Below are 14,631 nucleotides of genomic sequence, written 5' to 3' on the forward strand. Positions count from 1 at the left end.
ATCCGGGGCTCACCTGTGGTACGAGCCGGGGGTCAGGCGGCGGGGCGGCCCATGCCACGGTAGGTCCACCCCGCGGCGCGCCACGGCTCCGGGTCGAGCGCGTTGCGGCCGTCCAGCAGCACCCGCCGGGCCGCGACCGCGCCCAGCTTCTCGGGGTCCAGCTCGCGGAACTCGCGCCACTCGGTCAGGTGGAGCACTATCTCCGCCCCGCGCACGGCGTCCTCGGCCGTCTCCGCGTAGCCCAGCGTCGGGAAGACCCGCCGCGCGTTCGCCATGCCCTTGGGGTCGTACACGGTGACCTGGCCGCCCTGCAGGTGGATCTGCCCCGCGACGTTCAGCGCGGGGGAGTCGCGGACGTCGTCCGAGTCCGGCTTGAACGTGGCGCCGAGCACCGCGACCCGCTTGCCGAGGAACGGCCCGCCGCCCAGCGCCTCCCGGGCCAGCTCCACCATCCGGCCGCGCTGGCGCATGTTGATGGAGTCGATCTCCCGCAGGAAGGTCAGCGCCTGGTCCGCGCCCAGCTCGCCGGCCCGCGCCATGAACGCGCGGATGTCCTTGGGCAGGCAGCCGCCGCCGAAACCGATGCCGGCCCGCAGGAACTTCTTGCCGATCCGGTCGTCGTACCCGATCGCCTCGGCCAGCTTGGCGACGTCGCCGCCCGCCGCCTCGCACACCTCGGCCATCGCGTTGATGAACGAGATCTTGGTGGCCAGGAAGGAGTTCGCCGAGGTCTTCACCAGTTCGGCGGTGGGGAAGTCCGTCACCACGAACGGCGTGCCCTCGGACAGCGGCGTGGCGTACACCTCGCGGAGCAGCTTCTCGGCCTGCCCGCCGCGCACGCCGACCACGATCCGGTCCGGGTGCAGGGTGTCGTCGACCGCGAAGCCCTCGCGCAGGAACTCCGGGTTCCAGGCCAGCTCCACGTCCGCGCCGCCCGGCGCGTGCTCGGCCAGGTAGGCGGCGAGACGGTCCGCCGTGCCCACCGGCACCGTGGACTTGCCGACGACCAGCGCGGGCCCGGTCAGGTGAGGGGCCAGCGAGGCGATCGCGGAGTTCACGTAGCTCATGTCGGCGGCGTACTCGCCGTGCCGCTGCGGAGTGTTCACGCACACGAAGTGCACGTCGCCGAAGGCGCCGGCCTCCGCGAAGTCCATGGTGAAGCGCAGCCGGCCGGAGGAGCCCTCGATCCCGGCGACGTGCTTGCGCAGCAGGTCCTCGAGACCGGGCTCGTACATCGGGACCTCGCCCCGCTGCAGCATCTCGATCTTCTCCGGGACGACGTCCAGGCCGAGGACCTCGAAGCCGAGCTCGGCCATGGCCGCGGCGTGGGTGGCGCCGAGATAGCCGGTGCCGATCACGGTGATCTTGAGGGCCATGGATGCTCCTGGTGGTGACGTCCGTGCGGGTCCGCGTGCCTGCTGCGCGCCGACCGAGCATAACCGGGGGTGCGCGAGCTCCCGCAGGGGAAGACCCTGGAACGCGTCACCTCTGTCGTCAACCTCACGGTGCCGCGGCGCGGGAGACGGCCTAGGATTTGGCTACTAAACGGTAGTTAACTGAATGTCCCCTCTTCTTTGTTCTCTTGGAGCGTGAGAGACCTTGGCCGGATCGGCTGACTTCGACCTGTACCGCCCGTCCGAGGAGCACGACATGCTCCGTGAGTCGGTGCGTGCCCTCGCCGAGGCGAAGATCGCCCCGTACGCCGCGGCGGTGGACGAGGAGGCCCGCTTCCCCCAGGAGGCGCAGGACGCCCTGGTCGCCAACGACCTGCACGCCGTGCACGTCCCGGAGGAGTACGGCGGCGCGGGCGCCGACGCCCTCGCCACGGTGATCGTGATCGAGGAGGTGGCGCGCGTGTGCGCCTCGTCCTCGCTGATCCCCGCGGTGAACAAGCTGGGCTCGCTGCCGGTGATCCTCTCCGGCTCCGAGGAGCTGAAGAAGAAGTACATGACCCCGCTCGCCAAGGGCCAGGGCGGCTTCTCCTACTGCCTCTCCGAGCCGGACGCCGGTTCGGACGCGGCGGGCATGAAGACCCGCGCGGTGCGCGACGGCGACTTCTGGGTGCTCAACGGCGTCAAGCGGTGGATCACCAACGCCGGCGAGTCCGAGTTCTACACGGTGATGGCGGTCACCGACCCCACCAAGCGCTCCAAGGGCATCTCCGCCTTCGTCGTGGAGAAGTCCGACGCGGGCGTCTCCTTCGGCGCCCCGGAGAAGAAGCTCGGCATCAAGGGCTCCCCGACCCGCGAGGTCTACTTCGACAACGTCCGCATCCCCGCCGACCGCATGATCGGTGAGGAGGGCACCGGCTTCGCCACCGCGATGAAGACGCTGGACCACACCCGCATCACCATCGCCGCCCAGGCCCTCGGCATCGCCCAGGGCGCGCTGGACTACGCCAAGGGCTACGTCCAGGAGCGCAAGCAGTTCGGCAAGCCGATCGGCGACTTCCAGGGTGTGCAGTTCATGCTCGCGGACATGGCCATGAAGATCGAGGCCGCCCGCCAGCTGACCTACGCGGCCGCCGCGAAGTCCGAGCGCGGTGACGCCGACCTCACCTTCCAGGGCGCCGCGGCGAAGTGCTTCGCCTCCGACGTCGCCATGGAGGTCACCACGGACGCCGTGCAGCTGCTGGGCGGCTACGGCTACACCCGTGACTACCCGGTCGAGCGCATGATGCGCGACGCCAAGATCACGCAGATCTACGAGGGCACCAACCAGGTCCAGCGCATCGTCATGGCGCGCAACCTGCCGTAGGTCCCGGCACGGCATGCGAAGGGCGCCCCGGCCGCACGGCCGGGGCGCCCTTCGGCGTTCCGAGGGGGTGACCTCGGCGTGGTGGTCAGTTCCCCTTGACCGTGACCCGCTCGTCGTTCTTCAGCTGCTCGACCAGCTTCTTCACCTTGGCCTTGTCCCAGACCAGGTTGCCGCCGCTGGAGCCGGATATCGGCATGTTCATCGACGTGCCCTCGCCGCCGGTGACGCCCTTCATCGCCCAGAACATCGAGGCCAGGTCGAACAGGCCGGTGTCCTCGCTGACGATCAGGGTGTCCAGGCCCGCGCTCAGCGTCGGGTAGAGGCGGAACGGGTTGAGGACCGTGCCCGGGGTGGCCGCCTGGTTGGCGAGCGCGGAGAGGAACTTCTGCTGGTTCTTCGTCCGGTCCAGGTCGCTGCCCGCGAAGGCGTAGCGGGTGCGGACGAAGGCCAGCGCCTCCTCGCCGTTCAGGGTCTGCTTGCCGGCCGCGAAGTCGGCACCGGAGTTCTTGTCCTTGAACGCCTTGGGGATGTCCATCTCCACGCCGCCGACCGCGTCCACGATGTTGGCGAAGCCGGCGAAGCCGATCTCCACGTAGTGGTCGATGTGCAGCCCGGTGTTGTACTCGACCGTGCGCACCAACAGCTCGGGGCCGTCCATGGAGTACGTGGCGTTCAGCTTGATGCGCTTGCCCGTGCCGGGGTACTCCTTGCCGGACTCGGAGCCCTTGAAGCTGGGGAGCTCCACGTCGGAGTCGCGGGGCAGGGATATCAGCGTCGGGCCGTTGCTGCCGGTGTGCAGGATCATCATCGAGTCCGTGCGCTTGCCCTCGGCGGAGCCGGTGTGCAGGCGCTGCTTGTCCTCGTCGGACATCCCGTCGCGGCTGTCGGAGCCGACGATGAGGTAGTTGGTGCCGTCGCCCGCCTCGGGCCGGTTGATGACCTTGGAGAGGTCGACCTCCTCGCGGAGCTTGGAGTCGGCCCAGAAGTAGGTGCCGACCGAGATCACGAGCAGCGCGACCACGACGGTGGTCAGCGTGCGCTTGACCCTGCGGCCCCAGTCCGGGGTCTGCCGGTAGCCGCCGGTGTACCCGCCGTCGTCGTAGCCGTTACCGCCACCGCCCTGGCCGCCGTAGACCTGGCCGGTGTTGTAGTCGCTGTCGTACGCGGGGTCGTACGGGGGCGAGGCGGGCTGCCGCGGCACGCCGCCGCCGTACTGCGGAGCCTGGCCGGGGTAGGGGCCGGACGGCTCACGGCGGACCTGGCGCATGACGCGGGCGGGCTCGGGCTCGCCCGCGGTGCCGCCGCCGTAGCGGTCGCCGCGGTTGTTCTCCGACCATCCCTGAGGCCACTCATTCATGAGCGACAGTGTGCACGCTCGGACGGGGCCCCCAGAAGGCCTGTGGAAAACCCGGGGCCCGGCTGTTGCGAACCCGACACATGAACCCGGGCAAATCGGGCGGGGGGATTGATCCGGCATAAGGTGGAGGGCATGACAGAACAGGCCCTGACCTCCGATTCCGGCATAGCCGCGGGCAAGCCCGTGTCCGCTTCCCGCCTCACCCTCAGCCACATCATGACCCACCACGACACCAACCTCCTGGGTACCGTGCACGGCGGTGTGATCATGAAGTTGGTGGACGACGCCGCGGGGGCGGTCGCCGGGCGGCACTCCGAGGGGCCCGCCGTCACCGCGTCCATGGACGAGATGGCGTTCCTGCAGCCGGTCCGGGTCGGGGACGTGGTCCACGTGCGCGCGCAGGTGAACTGGACGGGGCGCACCTCGATGGAGATCGGGGTGAAGGTGCTCACCGAGCGGTGGAACGAGTCCGTGCCGCTGAGCCACGTGGGGTCCGCGTACCTGGTGTTCGCGGCGGTCGACGAGGGCGGGAAGCCGCGGCCGGTGCCGCCGGTGATTCCCGAGACGGAGCGGGACCGGCGGCGGTGCCAGGAGGCGCAGATCCGGCGCAGCCACCGGCTCGCGCGGCGGCGGGCCATCCTCGAACTCCGCAAGGAACGCACCGCTGCCGGTCTCCCCGACTGACCTCCCCACCCACGGGAGGCCGGCCCTCCTGCCCCCTCGCGGCGCGGGCGGCCGGGCCGCCCGGCGGAGGGTGGCTCGGCTCCCCGCCGCCCGGCGGAGGGTGACTCGGCCGCCGCGGGAGGGTTACTCGCAGACGACCTGGTCGCCCGTGACGACGCCGTCCTCGCCCCGGTAGGGGTCCTCCGCCCGCACCCGCCGCACCTCGCGGAAGTCCGCCCCCGTGAGGACCCGCAGCGTCGGCCCCAGCCCCGGCCGGGCCCGCAGCTTGCTGCCGGGGAGCGCCGCCGCGAGGGACCGCGCGGACCGGTCCCAGCGGGGGTCGTGCAGCACCACCGTCCGCCGCAGTGTCCGGTCCGCCGCGTTCACCGGCGCCCGCGTCGTCGCGAACCCCGTCGCCGCCAGCCCCGCGTCCACCCGCCTGCCGAGCCCCGGCGTCATGGTCCCGTTCTCCACCTGGACCCGGATCTGCTCCGGCGCCACCGGCACCCGCACCGCCTTGGGCCGCTTCGCGACGTGCGGCGCCAGCGGCCGGTCCGCGCGGAGCGCCGTGAAGATCCGCCGCGCCTTCCCGTCGTCCCACTTGAGCGTCTCGCCGACGACGCCCCGCGCCCGGTACTTCCGGTCCGCGATCGGCACCGTCGTGAACTCCGACGAGGACGGCGAGAAGTGCCGCATCGCCCGCCCCAGGTCGATCATCTCGCCGGCCCCGAAACCGCGGTCCGCCCGCACGGACCTCAGGACCGTGCCCGCGACGTCGCGCAGCTTGACCGGGTTGAGCAGCACCCCGGAGGAGGTGGCCTGCTCGATCAGCGCCGCCAGGAACCGCTGCTGCCGGTGCATCCGCCCGAAGTCGGACGCCGCGTCCACGTGGCGGGAACGGACGTACTGCAGGGCCCGCCCGCCGTCCAGCCGGTGCTGTCCGGGCGCCAGGTCCAGTCCGGTGTGCGAGTCCTTCAGCGGGTCGACGGTGCAGATCCGCACCCCGCCCAGCACGTCGACGGTGCGGATGAAGCTGGTGAAGTCGACCTCCACGTAGTGGTCGATCTTCACGGCCGTCATCTGCTCCACCGTCCGCACCGTCAGCTGCGGGCCGCCCTCCGCGTAGGCGGCGTTCAGCCGCACCGGGTGCGCAGGGCGCTCCCGGCCGGTGGCCGGGTCGGTGTACGCGGGCGCCACCGCGAACGAGTCGCGCGGCAGGCTCACCACGCTGGCCCGGTCACGGTCCTCGGAGATGTGGACGATCATCACGGTGTCCGTGCAGTGGCACGGCTCGCCCCCGAGGCGGTACCGGCGCCGCGTCTGCGCGGAGATCTTGTCCCGCCCGTCCGTGCCGACCACCAGGACGTTGGTGCCGTTCCCGTCGTGCGGGCGGTTCTTCATGTCGCGGAACGGGTCGATCCGCGCGATGCCGTCGTCGATGCCGGAGAGGACCGAGTGCCCCACGCCGGCCAGGGCGAGGACGGTCACCGAGAGCGCGGTCACCATGCGACCGCCCCATCCGCGCCGGCGACCCGCGGGCCGCCGTGGTCCGCCCCGGCCGCGACCGGGCCCGCCCGTCTTCCGCGGCGGCACGCCACCGCCGCCCGATCCCCACCCGGAGCCGCGCCCGGAGCCCCGGCCCGAGCCGGGGCCGGAACCGGTCCGGGAACCGCGCCCGGCGACGCCTCCGCCCGCCCCGCCGTCCCGCCGCGGCCCCCGTGGCACACGCCCTGCCGAGGTCCTCTCGGAACGCCCCACCGAGCTCCTCTCCGAACGCCCCGCCGACCGAGTGCCGCCGGAGCGACCGTCCAACGCCCGACCGCCGCCTGCGGACCGACCACCCTCCGCTCGACCACCCTCCCGACCGCCCTCCGCCCGGTCTCCCACGAACCGCCGGTCCCGGACCCGCCCGTCCCCGCTCCGCCCGGCGGACCCGCCGCCCGCGCGGAGCGTGCGGTCCCGTCCCGGCGAGCCGTCGGCCGCCCGGGAGGGACGGGGCTGCGCGGACCCCCGCCGGGCCGTCCGCGAGGAGCCGCCTCGGGGGACGGAACCGGACGCGGGCGCCCCGGACCGCGGCGCCCCGGCCCGGGATGTGGGAGGGGAGGCGACAGGGGAGTCGTACTCCTGCGAGGCGGTGCGCACGCCGCGCGGGACCCGCGGCGCGGGCGAGGAACCCGGCACCGGACCGGGCTGCGGGCGACGACGCCGAGGGTCCGGTCGTTCGGGAGGTCGAGGCGGTGTGGCGGGCATGGGGCGGTACACCTCCACGAGGGCCTGGGGAGGGCCGGGGGCTCCGTAAACGGGCCATATGCATCCGTTCCGTGAGCACGGTAGGCCGATACGATCTGCAGCCCGGTCCCCCGGCAGGACGGCGCGCGCCCGTGTCCCCCGATCGCGGTAACGTGAGGCCTGATGAACGCCAATTCCGCCGCGCAGCTTCCCGCCGTGTCCGTGATCATGCCGGTCCTCAACGAGGAGCGGCACCTTCGCGAGGCAGTCCGTGCGATCCTCGCCCAGGAGTACGCGGGCGAGATGGAGGTCGTGATCGCCCTCGGCCCCTCCACGGACCGCACGGACGAGATCGCCGCCGAACTCGTCCGCGAGGACCCGCGGGTGCACACGGTCCCCAACCCGACCGGCCGCACCCCCGCCGCCCTGAACGCGGCGATCAAGGCCTCCCGCCACCCCGTAGTGGTCCGCGTCGACGGCCACGGGATGCTCTCCCCGAACTACATCGCCACCGCCGTCCGCCTCCTGGAGGAGACCGGCGCGCAGAACGTCGGCGGCATCATGCACGCCGAGGGCGAGAACGACTGGGAGCACGCGGTCGCCGCCGCCATGACCTCGAAGATCGGCGTCGGCAACGCCGCCTTCCACACCGGTGGCGACGCCGCCCCGGCCGAGACGGTCTACCTGGGCGTCTTCCGCCGCGAGGCGCTGGAGCAGCAGGGCGGCTACAACGTGGAGTTCATCCGCGCCCAGGACTGGGAGCTCAACTTCCGGATCCGTGAGGCGGGCGGTCTGATCTGGTTCTCGCCCGAGCTGCGCGTCTCCTACCGGCCGCGTCCCAGCGTCAAGGCGCTCGCCAAGCAGTACAAGGACTACGGCCGCTGGCGGCACGTGGTGGCCCGCTACCACCAGGGCTCCATCAACCTGCGCTACCTCGCCCCGCCGACCGCCGTGTGCGCCATCGCCGCGGGCCTGGTCGCGGGCGTCGCGCTCACCCCGTGGGCGCTGGTGATACCCGGCGGCTACCTGGCCGCGATCGTCGCCGGGTCCGTCCCGGCCGGCAAGGGCCTCCCGCTCAAGGCGCGGCTGCAGATCCCCGTCGCCCTGGCCACCATGCACATGTCCTGGGGCTGGGGCTTCCTGACCAGCCCGAAGTCGCTGGCCCGCAAGGTCATCGCCTCCCGCCGGCCGGCCGTGCTCACCCCGGCCGCCGACTGACGCGCCGCTGTCACGGCATACGAAGGGCCCCGGTCGGATCGACCGGGGCCCTTCGCCGTAGGAGCGCCGCGAGACCAGGCGTCTACCAGGTGTAGATCTTCTCGGCGACCTTCATGCACTGTTTCTTGTCGGCGCCGTTCTGCGCGCCCGCGCTCTCGGGGAGCTTGCCCTCCTCCAGCACGTTGTCCTTCGGATAGGTGGCGCCCTCACGCCAGTCGCCGCCCACCGTCAGCGTCACGCCGTTCACCTCGGAGGACTTCTTCACCGAGGCGGCGGGGATGCCCAGCGACTCGGCGACCCGCAGGGCGTCGCCCTTCAGGTCGGCGCTCGGGTACTGCACCACGGTCCGCTTGGCGGGATCCGCCGCGGCCTTGTCCACCTCGGCGAGCTCGAAGCCCTCGCCCACCAGTGCGTCCTTGATCGCCAGGGCGCGGCCCGGCACGGCGCCGAGCGTGTCGTCGGCCGTGCCGTTGCGGACCTGGACGGCGATCTCCCCGTCGGGGGCAGCCTCGTCCTTGGGACCGGTGTCCGCGCCCTTCTTCTTGCCGTTGCTGTCGAAGGGCACGTCGTCCTGGAGCATCGCCCACAGCTTGTCGGCGTCGCCCGGCTTCGGGATCAGACGGTTGATGTCCTGGGGGTACGGGACGTTGGGCATGGTGGTCGTCGTGATCCGGTTGACCGGGACGTCCTTCAACTCCATGGCCAGATCCGCGAGCTTGGCCACGGTGCCGATCTCCTCGGAGACCTTCAGCGCCTTGGTGGCGGCCTCCGCCAGGTCCGTCAGCTCGCCGGTGTCGGTGAAGACGCTCTTGCTCTGGAGCTCGCGCATCATCGAGTTCATGTACATCTGCTGGGCCTTGGCGCGCATCGGGTCGCTGCCCCAGGCATGCCGGGTCCGCAGCCACTGCAACGCCTGCTCACCCTTGATGGGACGGGTCCCGGCCTTGAGCTTCAGCCCGGAACCACCTCGCTGCATCGCCGTCGACCGGTCCCAGACGTTGTCCTCGACGCAGACAGGGACGCCGCCGATGGCGTTCGTCATGTCCACCACGCCGATGAAGTCGATGACGATCCAGTGGTCGATGTAGACCCCGGTGAGGTTCTCCCAGGTCGACAGCGTGCAGCCGGGGCCGCCGCGCTGCAACGTGGAGTTGATCATTCCGTAGGTCTCCGGATAGGGCGTGCCGTCGGAGTCCGTGCACTTGGGGATCTTGACCATGGTGTCGCGCGGGATGCTCACCATCGAGGCGCTCTTACGGTCCGCCGATATGTGGAGGAGCATCTGCACGTCGGCCCGGGGCTTCTGCCCGACGTTCTCCTTGCTGCCGCCCAGCTTGAGGTTCCGCGGATCGTTGCGGTCGTCGGACCCCATGATCAGGATGTTCAGCGGAGTCTGGCCGGCGGCGTTCGGCTTCGTCTTCTTGGCGTGGGACGTGCCGCCGGCGCGGGCGTCCGTCCGGATGTTGTCGTTGAGGTGCTGGTAGTACAGGTACCCCGCCACTCCCGTGCCGACCAGCAGGAAGGCGAGCGTCAGGCCCGTCCAGCGCAGGACGCGGCGTCTTCGCCCGCCGCTGCCGCGTCTGCGGCTGCCGCGGCCACGGCCGCCCCCGTGCCGGCCGCCGTCCCGGGGGGACGTGTCGGAGCGGTCCCCGTCCTCGCCGAGCGGTCCGTCCTCGGCGCCGTCGGCCCCGTACAGGCCGTCGTCCCACCCCAGGTCGGCCGCGTCCCCCGCAGAGCGGCGGCGCCGGCCCTCACCGCGCACACGCGTCTGTGCCATTCGTGCCCCTCCCCCTGTCCTCGCCCGCCTACGGGACCGCCCCGCGCGTCTCACCTGTGAGATGCGCGAGGCGGTCTTTTCGTTGCGTGCTCTGTGCTGTGCGTTTCGCCAACTGGCGTGTGATGCGCGTTACTTGGCGCACTGAACCTTGTCGGCCGTGGACTTGTCGATGTCGTCCGGCGCCTTCTCCGGCGCGGTCAGCGGCACGCCCGCCTCCTTGAAGTCCTCGCCCAGGACCAATGTCATGGTCGGCAGGCCCTGGGAGTTGGTGGCGCTCTCCCCCTCCTTGAGCGCCGAGCCCGGGAGCCCCATCATCGCGGCCAGTGCCCGGGCCTGGTCGGCCTGGTCCGGGGCGTACTCGAGCGTCGTCTTCTTCTGCGTGGCGTCGGCGTTGCCGCCGTTGTCCGACTTGAGGACGCCCTCGTCGTTCTGCAGCCAGGTCAGGGTCGCCGAGGCGGCACCGGACTTGGCGCCGCCGTTGAAGACCTGCACCCGCACGTCGGAGGGGTCGGCCTTGGAACCCTTGAGGCGGGCGGCGTCGGCGTCCTTCTGCTTCTGCTTCTGCTTCTTCACCTCGGTGAAGGAGACGTCCTCGCGGATCAGGTCGAAGACCTGCGGGGCCTTGGCCGGGTTGGGCACCACGGTGACCGGGGTCGGCTCGGCCGGGTTGTCGATGACCGGAACCGTCACGAAGGACATGTTCTTCGGGTTGACCTGCTTGATCTCCAGCGCGATGTCCTTGAGCACCGAGACGGAGCCGATCGCCTCGTCCACCTCGAGGGCCTTGGTCGCGGCCTGCGCCAGGTTGTTCAGCTTGGTCGGGCTCTTGAGGGTGTCGCCGGAGGACATCTTGCGCATCATCGAGGCGAGGAAGGCCTGCTGGGCCTTGATCCGGTCCAGGTCGCCGGAGTTGCCGAAGCTGTAGCGGGTGCGCAGGAAGGCGAGGGCCTGCTCGCCCTCGATGGTCGACTTGCCGGCCGGCAGCTTCAGGTGCGACTTGGGGTCGTCGACCGCCTTCTCGACGCACACCTCGACGCCGTCGATGGCGGCGGTCAGCGTCTTCACGGCGTTGAAGTCGGCGACCATGAAGTGGTCGACCTTGATGCCCGTGACTTCCTTGATGGTCTTGGCGGTGCAGCCCGCGTTGCGGCCGCCCTGCCCGAGACTCTCGTTGAAGCGGGTGTTCGGCGTGCCCGGCACGATCTTGCTGGAGCCGTCCTGGGCGACGGTCTCGCAGTCCGGGATGTCGATGACCAGGTCGCGCGGGATGCTCAGCACCGTGGCGTTGCTGCGGTCCTCGGCCACGTGCAGCAGCAGCGTGGTGTCGGCGTGGCCGACGCTGTTCTTGTCGCCGTAGCCCTTGTTGCCGCTGCCGGTGCGCTTGTCGGTGCCGATGATCAGGAGGTTGAAGGCCTCGTCCTTGGCGAACCCGTCGGAGCAGGCGTCGCCGCAGTTGGTCTTCTGGATGTTGTCCTCGAGGTCCTTGATGTACCAGTAGCCGTAGCCCGAGGTCGCGAGGATCACGAAGGCCAGCGAACCGCCGGTCCAGGCGAGGATCTTCTTGGCCTTGCTCTTCTTCTTCGGGCGGCCACGGCGGCGGCCGGTCTCCGGCTCCTCGGGCTCACCGCGGCGCCTGCGCGGCGGCGGGACCTCGCGTCCGGGACGCGGGCGCGCGGGGGCCTCACTGCTGTAGCCGGCCTCGTGGGAGGTGCGGTCGCGCGGCACGCCTCCCTCACGGGGAGCCGGGCGGCGCGGACCCGGTACCGGCGGGGGCGACGACTGCGGAACGGGACTGCTCAGTCGCAGTTCGTACTCGCCGGTCTGCGGGTTGAGCACCCACTGGTCGGCGGGATCGATGTTGTCCGCCCGCCCACGGCCATGCGCGTCCACGGTTGCTGAGTCCTCCGTCGGGGCCACGGCGCCTTCCCCCAGGCGCGGGGTCTCGTCATGGTGCCGACCGCAGGACGGACCCTGGCCGGGGCACCGGATCGCTCACACTATCCGCCCGCACCGGCGACCAGCGACGACGGTGACACATTCCACTTCCCTACAACCGGGCAATCTGCCCCATTCTGTTACCTCTGTGCTACGCCTTGGCCATGGTTTTACCTGTGCTCGACCGGGCATGAGGAGAAGTTTCGGTTCCCGTGCGGCCGACGTTCACCCGCAGGGGTCCTCCGCGGCGGTGCTGCCGCTGAAGGAGGGCGAGGGGGCGGGCGCCGCGGGGGCGCCGGGCGCGTCGTCGGCGCCCGTGCGGCCGGTGACGGCCGGCGCCGTGACGGGCACGGGGCGGTCGTGGCGCAGCAGCCGGAAGAGACGGTCGGCGGCCGGCTGGAGGAGCCGGTCGCGGTTGGGGTCGGCCGGGTAGGCCTCGCGCGGCACGGTGGTGAACCGGATCCGCTCGGAGGGGATGCCGCGCAGCTCGCGCACGAAGCCGTACAGGTCCCGCAGGCCCGCCAGGCCCGGGTCGGTGGTCAGCGAGGAGGTGGCCGCGTGGAGCACCGGGTAGAGCCGCAGCGGGTTGTAGAGGACGTGGTCGCTGCGGACCTTCTGCACCAGGGCGCCCAGGAAGCGCTGCTGCCGCTCCATCCGCGCGGTGTCGCTGCCGTCGCCGAGGGACTTGCGGGCGCGGACCCAGCCGAGGGCCTGCTCGCCGTCCAGGGTGACCCGTCCGGCCGGGAGGTCCAGTTTCGCCGCCCTGTCCCGCACCGGCTCGGCCAGGCACATGTCGACGCCGTCGACGGCGTCCACCATCTCCTTGAAGCCGTGGAAGTCGACCACCATGTGGTGGTCGACGCGCACCCCGGTCGTCCTCTCCACGGTCCGGATGGTGCAGGCGGGGCCGCCGGTGGAGTAGGCGCTGTTGAACTGGGCGAGGCGGGCGGCCGTGGTGCCGCGGCCGTCGCGGTCGCGGCAGGCGGGGACGCGCACCATCAGGTCGCGCGGCAGGGAGACGGCGACGGCGCTGTGCCGGTCGCCGGCCAGGTGCAGCAGGATCGTGGTGTCGGAGCGCTCGCCGCCGAGGTTCGGGCCGTAGCGGGCGTTGCCCTTGCCGGAGCGGGTGTCCGAGCCGATCAGCAGCACGTTGCGGGCGTCCGGGGCCAGCCGCCTCGGCCGCTCCGCGGCGTGCCGGGCGAGCTCGGCGGCGGTCGTCTCGTCGGAGGTGACGTTCTCGCTGAGCCGGCTGTAGGCGGCCCAGCCGGCCAGCAGCGCGGCGATCAGCAGCACGGCCGTGAGCGTGCCGAGGGTGACGACGGCGATCCGGAGCCGGCGACGGCGGGGCGGGGTGGGCGACGACACGGGTGGCACCCCGGTGCCATGCCCGCCCGGCGCCGCGCTCTCCCGCCGGTGCGGCCGGGTGGGCGACAACTTCGCCCTCACGGGGCACCTGAGCGGCCCGTTCCGCGGGACCCGCCGCCTGCCGCGAGGGCGCGCGGCGACGCCCCGCCGTCTCGGCCCGTGCGGGCGCCCCGCGCCCGGAGGCGGGTACGCCGCCTGCCGCGAGGGCCCGAGGCAATGCCCCGCCGCCTCGGCCCATGCCGACGCTCCGCTGCCTCGGCCCGAGGCAATGCCGTGCCGTCTCGGCCCGTGCGGACGCCTCGCGCCCGGGACTGGGTACGCCGCCTGCCGCGTGGGCCCGCGGCGACGCCCCGCCGACCGGGCCCGCGGGGACGCCCCGTGTCCGGGTTCGGCGCGCCGCCCTGCCCGGGGCCGCCCCGGCCCGCGCAGGGCGTGCGGCTCAGCGTGCCGTCGCCGTGACCCGCTCGGAGTCCACCCGGTTGGCCAGGGCCTCGTCGGAGAGCTGGTCGAGGTTGCGGCACAGGACCACCGAGCCGCCGATCGCCAGCGGCGCGTACAGACCCGCCGCGACGCCCGCCCAGGTGTCGTACGGCAGGGCGCTGAGGATCCGTGAGACGGGTCCGGTCAGGCCGAGGCCGGGAGCCTCGGCCCGTGCCCGCTCCACCACCTCGGCCCCGCTGAACTCCCGGCCGGCGACGACCAGCGCGGGCTCGTCGGGGTCGACGGGCGCGTACGGCGCGAACCGGTCGCCCATCCCCGGCACTTCGAGCGCGTAGTCGCGGAAGCCCGCCGGGGGCTGGGGAAAGCGCCCGCCGAGCGGCCGCAGCGCGAGCGCGATCCGCTCGCCGGAGCAGGCCCGCGCGGCCTCCAGCGTGTCCGGCCCGGAGACGACCAGGTCCGCCGCGCCCGGGTCGCCGCCCGGAGCCGCGACCACGCCGACGGAGTGACAGGCCATCAGCCAGACGGCCGTCTGCCAGTGCCCGGGCAGCAGCAGCGCCACCCGGTCGCCCGGCTCGGTGGACAGCTCGTCCTGGAGGTAGTTCGCCGTCTTGGCCACCCAATTGGCGAAGGTGGCGACGGAGAGTTCGACGCGCTCACCGGTGGCGTCGTCGTAGAAGGTCACCAGGGGGCGCGCGGCGTCCGCGGCGAGCGCGGAACGCAGCAGGTCGGCGGGGGTGCGGTCGGTGGCGTTCACGGGCCCCAGCCTACGCGCCGCGGGGAGGCCGCCGGGGCGCCGGAGACGGGTCGGCGCAACCGGTTCGGCGGAACGACGCCCGACAGGCCGTCAGGGGAACGATGGACAAGAATGTCCGATTATGTCCAGGATTTG

General features: G+C 72.3%; 10 protein-coding genes. 3 read left to right on the forward strand and 7 right to left on the reverse strand.

All coding sequences use genetic code 11. The features are described from left to right. Nucleotides 1-32 precede the first annotated feature (32 nt). A complete protein-coding gene (locus ACFRAV_RS25080) occupies nt 33-1,376 on the reverse strand; it encodes a UDP-glucose/GDP-mannose dehydrogenase family protein (RefSeq protein ID WP_351113492.1) in 1,344 nt (447 codons plus the stop codon). 223 nt (nt 1,377-1,599) lie between these two features. Here ACFRAV_RS25080 and ACFRAV_RS25085 point away from each other — a divergent pair, with 223 nt between their 5' ends. After that, nucleotides 1,600-2,757: an acyl-CoA dehydrogenase gene (locus tag ACFRAV_RS25085; RefSeq protein ID WP_382558509.1), complete on the forward strand. Its 1,158-nt coding sequence runs from the start codon at nt 1,600-1,602 to the stop codon at nt 2,755-2,757. Nucleotides 2,758-2,842: 85 nt separating this feature from the next. Here the strand turns inward: ACFRAV_RS25085 and ACFRAV_RS25090 are convergent, their stop codons facing one another. Then, on the reverse strand, nt 2,843-4,114 hold the full coding sequence (locus ACFRAV_RS25090) for an LCP family protein (RefSeq protein ID WP_382558510.1): 1,272 nt from the start codon (nt 4,112-4,114) through the stop codon (nt 2,843-2,845). Between the two features lie 132 nt (nt 4,115-4,246). Here ACFRAV_RS25090 and ACFRAV_RS25095 point away from each other — a divergent pair, with 132 nt between their 5' ends. Then, nucleotides 4,247-4,798: an acyl-CoA thioesterase gene (locus ACFRAV_RS25095; RefSeq protein ID WP_382558511.1), complete on the forward strand. Its 552-nt coding sequence runs from the start codon at nt 4,247-4,249 to the stop codon at nt 4,796-4,798. A gap of 123 nt (nt 4,799-4,921) precedes the next feature. Here ACFRAV_RS25095 and ACFRAV_RS25100 read toward each other — a convergent pair whose 3' ends face one another. Continuing rightward, nucleotides 4,922-6,283 (reverse strand): LCP family protein, encoded by a 1,362-nt coding sequence (locus ACFRAV_RS25100; RefSeq protein WP_382558512.1) that lies wholly within the window; start codon nt 6,281-6,283, stop codon nt 4,922-4,924. Between the two features lie 906 nt (nt 6,284-7,189). Between ACFRAV_RS25100 and ACFRAV_RS25105 the strand changes: the two genes are divergently transcribed. Then, complete coding sequence (locus tag ACFRAV_RS25105; protein ID WP_382558513.1) at nt 7,190-8,224, forward strand: glycosyltransferase family 2 protein; 1,035 nt, start codon at nt 7,190-7,192, stop codon at nt 8,222-8,224. 82 nt (nt 8,225-8,306) lie between these two features. Here ACFRAV_RS25105 and ACFRAV_RS25110 read toward each other — a convergent pair whose 3' ends face one another. From ACFRAV_RS25110 to ACFRAV_RS25125, 4 genes are all read right to left on the reverse strand, one after another. After that, nucleotides 8,307-10,001 carry an LCP family protein gene (locus tag ACFRAV_RS25110; protein ID WP_382558514.1) on the reverse strand — a complete coding sequence of 565 codons (1,695 nt, stop codon included), beginning with the start codon at nt 9,999-10,001 and terminating at the stop codon, nt 8,307-8,309. A gap of 129 nt (nt 10,002-10,130) precedes the next feature. Further along, nucleotides 10,131-11,891, reverse strand: a complete 1,761-nt coding sequence (locus ACFRAV_RS25115) for an LCP family protein (RefSeq protein ID WP_382558515.1) — start codon at nt 11,889-11,891, stop codon at nt 10,131-10,133. Between the two features lie 270 nt (nt 11,892-12,161). Next, entirely contained in the window at nt 12,162-13,301 is a 1,140-nt protein-coding gene (locus tag ACFRAV_RS25120) for an LCP family protein (protein ID WP_382558516.1), read from the reverse strand. Nucleotides 13,302-13,740: 439 nt separating this feature from the next. Continuing rightward, complete coding sequence (locus tag ACFRAV_RS25125; RefSeq protein ID WP_382558517.1) at nt 13,741-14,496, reverse strand: TIGR03089 family protein; 756 nt, start codon at nt 14,494-14,496, stop codon at nt 13,741-13,743. Between the last annotated feature and the right edge of the window lie 135 nt (nt 14,497-14,631).

Source organism: Streptomyces sp. NPDC056600 (genome assembly GCF_042792855.1).
Lineage (GTDB): Bacteria > Actinomycetota > Actinomycetes > Streptomycetales > Streptomycetaceae > Streptomyces.

What these genes read in the sequence shown, in the direction of transcription:
- ACFRAV_RS25080 (WP_351113492.1), bottom strand. Translation starts at nt 1,376, where the DNA reads ATGGCCCTCAAGATCACCGTGATCGGCACCGGCTATCTCGGCGCCACC.
- ACFRAV_RS25090 (WP_382558510.1), bottom strand. Translation starts at nt 4,114, where the DNA reads ATGAATGAGTGGCCTCAGGGATGGTCGGAGAACAACCGCGGCGACCGC.
- ACFRAV_RS25095 (WP_382558511.1), top strand. Translation starts at nt 4,247, where the DNA reads ATGACAGAACAGGCCCTGACCTCCGATTCCGGCATAGCCGCGGGCAAG.
- ACFRAV_RS25100 (WP_382558512.1), bottom strand. Translation starts at nt 6,283, where the DNA reads ATGGTGACCGCGCTCTCGGTGACCGTCCTCGCCCTGGCCGGCGTGGGG.
- ACFRAV_RS25105 (WP_382558513.1), top strand. Translation starts at nt 7,190, where the DNA reads ATGAACGCCAATTCCGCCGCGCAGCTTCCCGCCGTGTCCGTGATCATG.
- ACFRAV_RS25110 (WP_382558514.1), bottom strand. Translation starts at nt 10,001, where the DNA reads ATGGCACAGACGCGTGTGCGCGGTGAGGGCCGGCGCCGCCGCTCTGCG.